The organism is Sphingomonas sp., assembly GCF_051962185.1.
GTDB lineage: Bacteria > Pseudomonadota > Alphaproteobacteria > Sphingomonadales > Sphingomonadaceae > Sphingomonas.
On the sequence record NZ_JBQCCN010000111.1, the window covers coordinates 1 to 5849 of the forward strand.

Here is a 5849-nt window from a genome sequence, read left to right on the forward strand (position 1 = left end):
GGCGAGCAGTTTTTCACGTGCAGTCGTCATAAGCGTCATCCCAGCGAAAGCTGGGATCTCCCAGTTATTGAGCGTGCCGCGTGCGGCACGAGACCCCAGCTTTCGCTGGGGTGACGAGAAATTCACGCCGCCTCTGCCTTCACCGCGTCCTTCGGCCGCAGGCCCAGCAGATGGCAGATCGCGTAGCTCAGCTCGGCGCGGTTGAGCGTGTAGAAATGAAAATTGCGCACGCCGCCCGCATAGAGCCGCCGGCACAATTCCGCGGCGATCGTCGCCGCCACCAACTGGCGCGCGGCGGGGTGATCGTCGAGCCCCTCGAACAGGCGGCCCATCCAGCTCGGCACCGCGGTGCCGCACATCGCCGACATGCGCTGGACGCTGGCGAAATTCATCACCGGCATGATGCCCGGCACGATCTCGGCATCGATCCCGGCGGCCGCCACCGCATCGCGGTAGCGGAAGAAGGTCTCCGCCTCATGGAAGAACTGGGTGATCGCGCGCGTCGCGCCGGCGTCGAACTTGCGCTTGAGATTGTCGAGGTCGGCCACCGCATTGGGCGAATCCGGATGGCATTCGGGATAGGCCGCGACCGAGATCTCGAACGGGTGCAGCTTGCGCAAGCCGGCGACGAGATCGGCGGCATTCTCATAGCCGCCGGGATGCGTCGCATATTTCTCGCCCGCCCGCGGCGGATCGCCGCGCAGGGCGACGATGTGGCGCACGCCGGCGTCCCAATAATCGTTGGCGACCTGGTCGATCTCTTCCCTGGTCGCCTCGACGCAGGTCAGATGCGCGGCGGCCGGGATGTCGGTCTCACGCGCGATCCGGGCGACGGTCGCATGCGTGCGTTCGCGGGTCGAGCCGCCGGCGCCATAGGTCACCGAGACGAAGCGCGGTCCGAACGGGCTCAACGTCTGGAGCGATTCCCACAGGGTCTCCTCCATCTTCTCGGTCTTCGGCGGGAAGAATTCGAAGCTGACCCGGGCGTCGCCCGCGAGGTCCGCGAACAACGGGCTCGCCAATGCGCGGCGCGCCTCGGACATCTCCTTCACCGAAACCATTTACGCTGCCTCCGCTATCGTCTTCGGCTCGCCCGCCTTGCGCGCCAGCCACAAGTTCACCGTCAGTTCACCGCCCTCGAGCGTCTCGGTCCGCACCGGGGCCAGTCCCGAATGCGCGAACCAGCCGAGCATCTGCTCGTCCGAGAAGCCGAGGCGGGCATGCGCGTCTCGAATGCGCAATTCCTCGCGTCCGTGCGGCGCGAAATCCGCGATCAGCAGGCGACCACCCGGCCCCAATACCCGCGCGGCCTCGGCGATCGCCGCGTCGGGCGTCTGCGCGAAATGGAGCACATGGTGCAGGATCGCGAGATCCGCCGTCCCGCTGTCGAGCGGCAGCGCATAGAGATCGGCCTGGCGCAATTCGGTATTGTCGAGCCCGCGTTCGGTCAGCTTGGCGCGCGCCAGCCGCAGCATTTCGGAACTGCGGTCGATGCCGAGCGCGTGATCGGCCTGCCCCGCGAACAATTCGAGCAGGCGGCCGGTGCCGGTGCCGATATCGACCAGCCGCTCGATCCGCGCGTCGCCGAGCACCTCGGCCATCGCCGCCTCGACCTGTTCCTCGGCGATGTGCAGCGAGCGGATCGCGTCCCATTCGCCGGCATTGCTCTCGAACCAGCCGGCGGCGTGCGCGGCGCGGTCGGCGCGGACCGCCGCCAATCGCGCGGCATCGGCCTCGGCACGGGCATGCGCGCGGTCGCCTTCCCAGGCGTCGAGCGCGGTGCAGAGCGGCGCCACGACATCGCGCGCGCCCATCGCCACGAACACCCAGCTGCCTTCCTTGCGCCGCTCGACGATGCCGGCGTCGGACAGGATCTTCACGTGCCGGCTGACCCGCGGCTGGCTTTGTCCGAGCACCTGCGCCAATTCGCCGACCGACAGCTCCATCGAGCGCACGAGCGCGACGATCCGCAGCCGCGTCGAATCGGCAAGTGCACGGAAGATGTCCAGGGCGTTCGGCATGTCGATTAGAGATATAAAGATATCTTTATATGACGTCAACGCGTTGCGCACGGAACGGCGGAACGGTAGCGGTGCTTTGACCCTTTTTTGAAGGAGAATCCACGATGACCAAGGCCCCCAAGACGCTGGCGATCTCGCTTGCGACCATCGCCCTGCTCGGTGTCGCCGCGTGCAGCCAGAAGGCGCAGAACGAAGCCTCGGAAGCCGCCAACACGATGGCGGGCGACGCCAATGCGACGATGGCGCGTGCGGTCAACACCACCGACGCCGCGGTCGACAGCGCGCTGGGTGCGGCCGAGAACAAGATGGATGCCGCCTCGAACAAAATCGACAAGGCGAGCAAGGATGCCAAGAACGACGCCGGCCAGGCGCTGAAGGACGCCGGCAACGAGATCGAGGATTGATGCGCGGCCGCGCGATGCTCGCCGGTCTTGCCTTGCTGGCAGGGCTGGCCGGGTGTTCGAGCCATGACGATACCGGCGGCGTCTCGGCGGACGACCAGCGCGCGCTGAACGATGCCGCCGCGATGCTCGACGCCAACAACGCCGTTCCCGCCCAGCCCTCCGACCAGGGAAATAGTCAGTGACCGATCTTCGCCGCCTCGGCGCCTCCAGCCTTCACACGCCGAAACTCTGCCTCGGCGGCAACGTGTTCGGCTGGACCGCCGACAAAACGACCAGCTTCGCCGTGCTCGACGCTTTCGTCGATGCCGGTGGGACCCTGGTCGACACCGCCGACGTCTATTCGGCCTGGGTGCCCGGCCACAAAGGCGGCGAGTCGGAAAGCATGATCGGCGAATGGCTCAAGTCGAGCGGCAAGAAGGTCGACGTCGCGACCAAGGTCGGCATGCTGCCGAGCGCCGCGGGCGAGAAGCTCGCCCCGGCGCGGATCGCGGAGGCGTGCGACGCCTCGCTGCAACGGCTGGGGGTCGAACAGATCGCGCTTTATTACGCGCACCAGGATGACGAGGCGACGCCGCAGGAAGCCTATATGGAGGCCTTCGCCAAGCTGGTCGCCGCCGGCAAGGTCGCGGTGCTCGGCGCCTCGAACTTCCACGCTGCGCGGCTCAAATCGGCCCACGACATCGCGCGCGCCGCGGGCCAGCCGCATTTCCAGGTGCTGCAGCCCGAATATAATCTCGTCAGCCGCCACAAGTTCGAGGGCGAGCTGCAGGATTATTGCGTCGAGCATAATATCGGGGTGCTGCCTTATTACGGGCTCGCCTCGGGCTTCCTGACCGGTAAATACCGCTCGGCCGATGATCTCGGAAAAAGCGTGCGGGGCAGCCGCATGACCGAATTGCTCGAAGGCAAGGGCGCCGCGGTGCTCAAGGCGATGGACGAGGTCGCCGCCGAGACCGGCGCGACGCTGGCGCAGATCGCGCTGGCCTGGCTCGCCGCGCAGCCCAGCGTCACCGCGCCGATCGCCAGCGCGACCAGTGTGGAGCAATTGGAGGAATTGCTGCCGGCGATGGATCTGACGCTCAGCGCCGATCAGCTCGACAAGCTCGACGCCGCCGGCGCCTGATCCTCTTTCGAATGGAGGGGCGGCATGCACCTCGATCTGATCCAGTCGCTGTCGCTGGCCGGCGATTCCGCCAAGGCGAATGACGATCGCACCGGCGCCGGCCATGCCCATGCCTGGGTGATCGACGGCGCCACCGATCTCGGCGAACCGGGGCTGCTCGGCAATCGCGGCGGCGCGGCGTGGATCGCGGCCGAGGCCGACCGCGCCTTCGCCGCGGCATCCGAGGACGGGTCGATCGAGCGGACCTGCCGGATGGTGTTCGAGACGGTCGCCGCGCGCTTCGCCGAGCAGCGCACCCGTGAGCCGGAGACCTGGGAAATCCCCTCGGCCTCGTTCCTGGCGGTGGCGGTCGCCGACAATGTCGTCGATTGCGCGTGGCTCGGCGATTGCGCCGCTCTGCTGATCCGCGATGGGCATGCGACGCGGATCGGGCCGCAGCGCGACATCCGCGACGACGAGACCGACCTCGCGCGCAGCGTCGCGCACCACGGCCTCGGCTCGCCCAAGCGCGTCGCGCCGGTGCTCGACGTCCTGCGCACCGCGCGCAGCCGGCCCGGACGGCAAGTGCTCGGGATCGATCCCGCCGGTGCCGAGCAGATCTATTATTCGAGCCAGCCCTGTGTCGCCGGAGACGACTTGCTGCTGATGAGCGATGGCTTCGTCGCGATCACCGATCTCTATCGGCTGATCGACCAGGCGGCGCTGCCCGGCCTGTTGGCCGACGGCGGATTGCCGGGAATCGCCACGCGGCTGCGCGCCGCCGAAGCCGACGACGCCGCCTGCACGCGCTGGCCGCGCTTCAAACAGGGCGACGACGCCACCGCGATCTGGCTGCGGGTGGCCGCATAATCTTGGGCCGCACTTAAACCCTATCGTCATCCCGGCCTTGTGCCGGGATCCACAGCGCCGCACATCCTGGACATGAGGCTCCATGGCAAGCCTGGCCGCCCGGTGGATGCCGGGACGAGCCAGCATGACGGGGCGGAGCGCTGAACGTCAATCCAGCCCGACTCGTCCAATGCGCGTAAGGCGGGCCTTGTTCGCTCTGGCCATGCTCCATAAGCCTGAGCGGGGTTCCGCCCGCCCTTACTCCCTCCCGGCGAAGGCCGGGACCCAGCCTCGGCGAACAGGAGATGGCATTCCGCCATCGAGACGACATCGCGACTGGGCCCCGGTCTTCGCCGGGGTGGGATGTAGAGGCGGTACGCCGAACCAAGATTCGAGATCCCGTGCGAAAGATGCGGGCGCGACAGGAGAGTAAGGATGCCCAACCGCGACCCGCTCGCCGCGCCGCATGCGCCGTTCTGGCCGTCCGGACCCAAGCCCCCGGCGGGTGCGCCCAATATCGTCGTCATCCTGTTCGACGATGTCGGCCTGTCCGATTTCGGCTGCTACGGATCGCCGATCGCGACGCCGGCGATCGATGCGATCGCCGCGCGGGGCCTGCGCTATTCGAGCTTTCACACCACGGCGATGTGCTCGACCACGCGCGCCGCGTTGTTGACCGGGCGCAACCATCATTCGGTCGGCATGGGCTGCCTCGCCAATTTCGACAGCGGCTATCCCGGCTACCGCGGCAAGATCGCGCGCGAGGCCGGTACCCTGCCCGAGATGCTGCGCCCGCACGGCTACAACAGTTACATGGTCGGCAAATGGCACGTGACCCCGCTCGACGAGACGGGGCCGACCGGGCCGCATGACGGTTGGCCGCTGGGGCGCGGGTTCGATCATTATTACGGCTTCATGGACGCCGAAACCGACCAGTACGCGCCCGAGTTGGTCCGCGACAACACGCCGGTAACGCCGCCAGGAACGTACCAAACCGGTTATCACCTGACAGAAGACTTGACCGATGAGGCGATACGCTATGTCGCCGATCATATTGCGGCGCGGCCCGACAAACCATTTTTGCTCTGGCTGGCCTATGGCGCCTGCCATGCCCCGCACCAGGCGCCGCAGCACCTGATCCGGCATTATGATGCGATGTTCCGCGACGGCTATGACGCCGAGCGCGAGCGACGGCTGGCGCGGATGATCGAAATGGGACTGGTGCCCGCAGGCACCACCCTGCCGCCGCGCAATGACTTCGTGCAGCCCTGGGACAGCCTCGATGCCGACGCCCAACGCCTTTTCACCCGGCTGCAGGGCGCCTATGCCGCGATGCTCGATCATGCCGACCGCAACATCGCGCGGCTGACCGCTTTCCTCGACACCGCCGACCTGACCGACGACACGTTGATCCTGGTCCTGTCGGACAATGGCGCGAGCCAGGAGGGCCTGGTCTACGGGTTCGTCAACGCC

General features: G+C 67.4%; 7 protein-coding genes. 5 read left to right on the forward strand and 2 right to left on the reverse strand.

Annotated features, from left to right (window positions below):
• Positions 1–122 precede the first annotated feature (122 nt).
• Together metF and ACTHJR_RS06455 are read right to left on the reverse strand one after the other, a co-directional pair.
• Positions 123–1061 (reverse strand): methylenetetrahydrofolate reductase, encoded by a 939-nt coding sequence (gene metF / locus ACTHJR_RS06450; RefSeq protein ID WP_440522303.1) that lies wholly within the window; start codon positions 1059–1061, stop codon positions 123–125.
• Positions 1062–2021 carry an ArsR/SmtB family transcription factor gene (locus ACTHJR_RS06455; RefSeq protein ID WP_440522304.1) on the reverse strand — a complete coding sequence of 320 codons (960 nt, stop codon included), beginning with the start codon at positions 2019–2021 and terminating at the stop codon, positions 1062–1064.
• A 104-nt stretch (positions 2022–2125) separates the two neighbouring features.
• Here ACTHJR_RS06455 and ACTHJR_RS06460 point away from each other — a divergent pair, with 104 nt between their 5' ends.
• The 5 genes from ACTHJR_RS06460 to ACTHJR_RS06480 all read left to right on the forward strand — a co-directional run.
• A complete protein-coding gene (locus ACTHJR_RS06460) occupies positions 2126–2425 on the forward strand; it encodes a hypothetical protein (protein ID WP_440522305.1) in 300 nt (99 codons plus the stop codon).
• Complete coding sequence (locus tag ACTHJR_RS06465) at positions 2425–2607, forward strand: hypothetical protein (protein WP_440522306.1); 183 nt, start codon at positions 2425–2427, stop codon at positions 2605–2607. Before ACTHJR_RS06460 ends, ACTHJR_RS06465 begins: the two co-directional genes overlap by 1 nt.
• Positions 2604–3548, forward strand: a complete 945-nt coding sequence (locus ACTHJR_RS06470) for an aldo/keto reductase (RefSeq protein ID WP_440522307.1) — start codon at positions 2604–2606, stop codon at positions 3546–3548. Before ACTHJR_RS06465 ends, ACTHJR_RS06470 begins: the two co-directional genes overlap by 4 nt.
• 24 nt (positions 3549–3572) lie before the next feature.
• Positions 3573–4397, forward strand: a complete 825-nt coding sequence (locus ACTHJR_RS06475; RefSeq protein WP_440522308.1) for a PP2C family serine/threonine-protein phosphatase — start codon at positions 3573–3575, stop codon at positions 4395–4397.
• Between the two features lie 414 nt (positions 4398–4811).
• Positions 4812–5849 (forward strand): sulfatase-like hydrolase/transferase (locus ACTHJR_RS06480; protein ID WP_440522309.1); only part of this gene is annotated, 1038 nt, incomplete at its 3' end.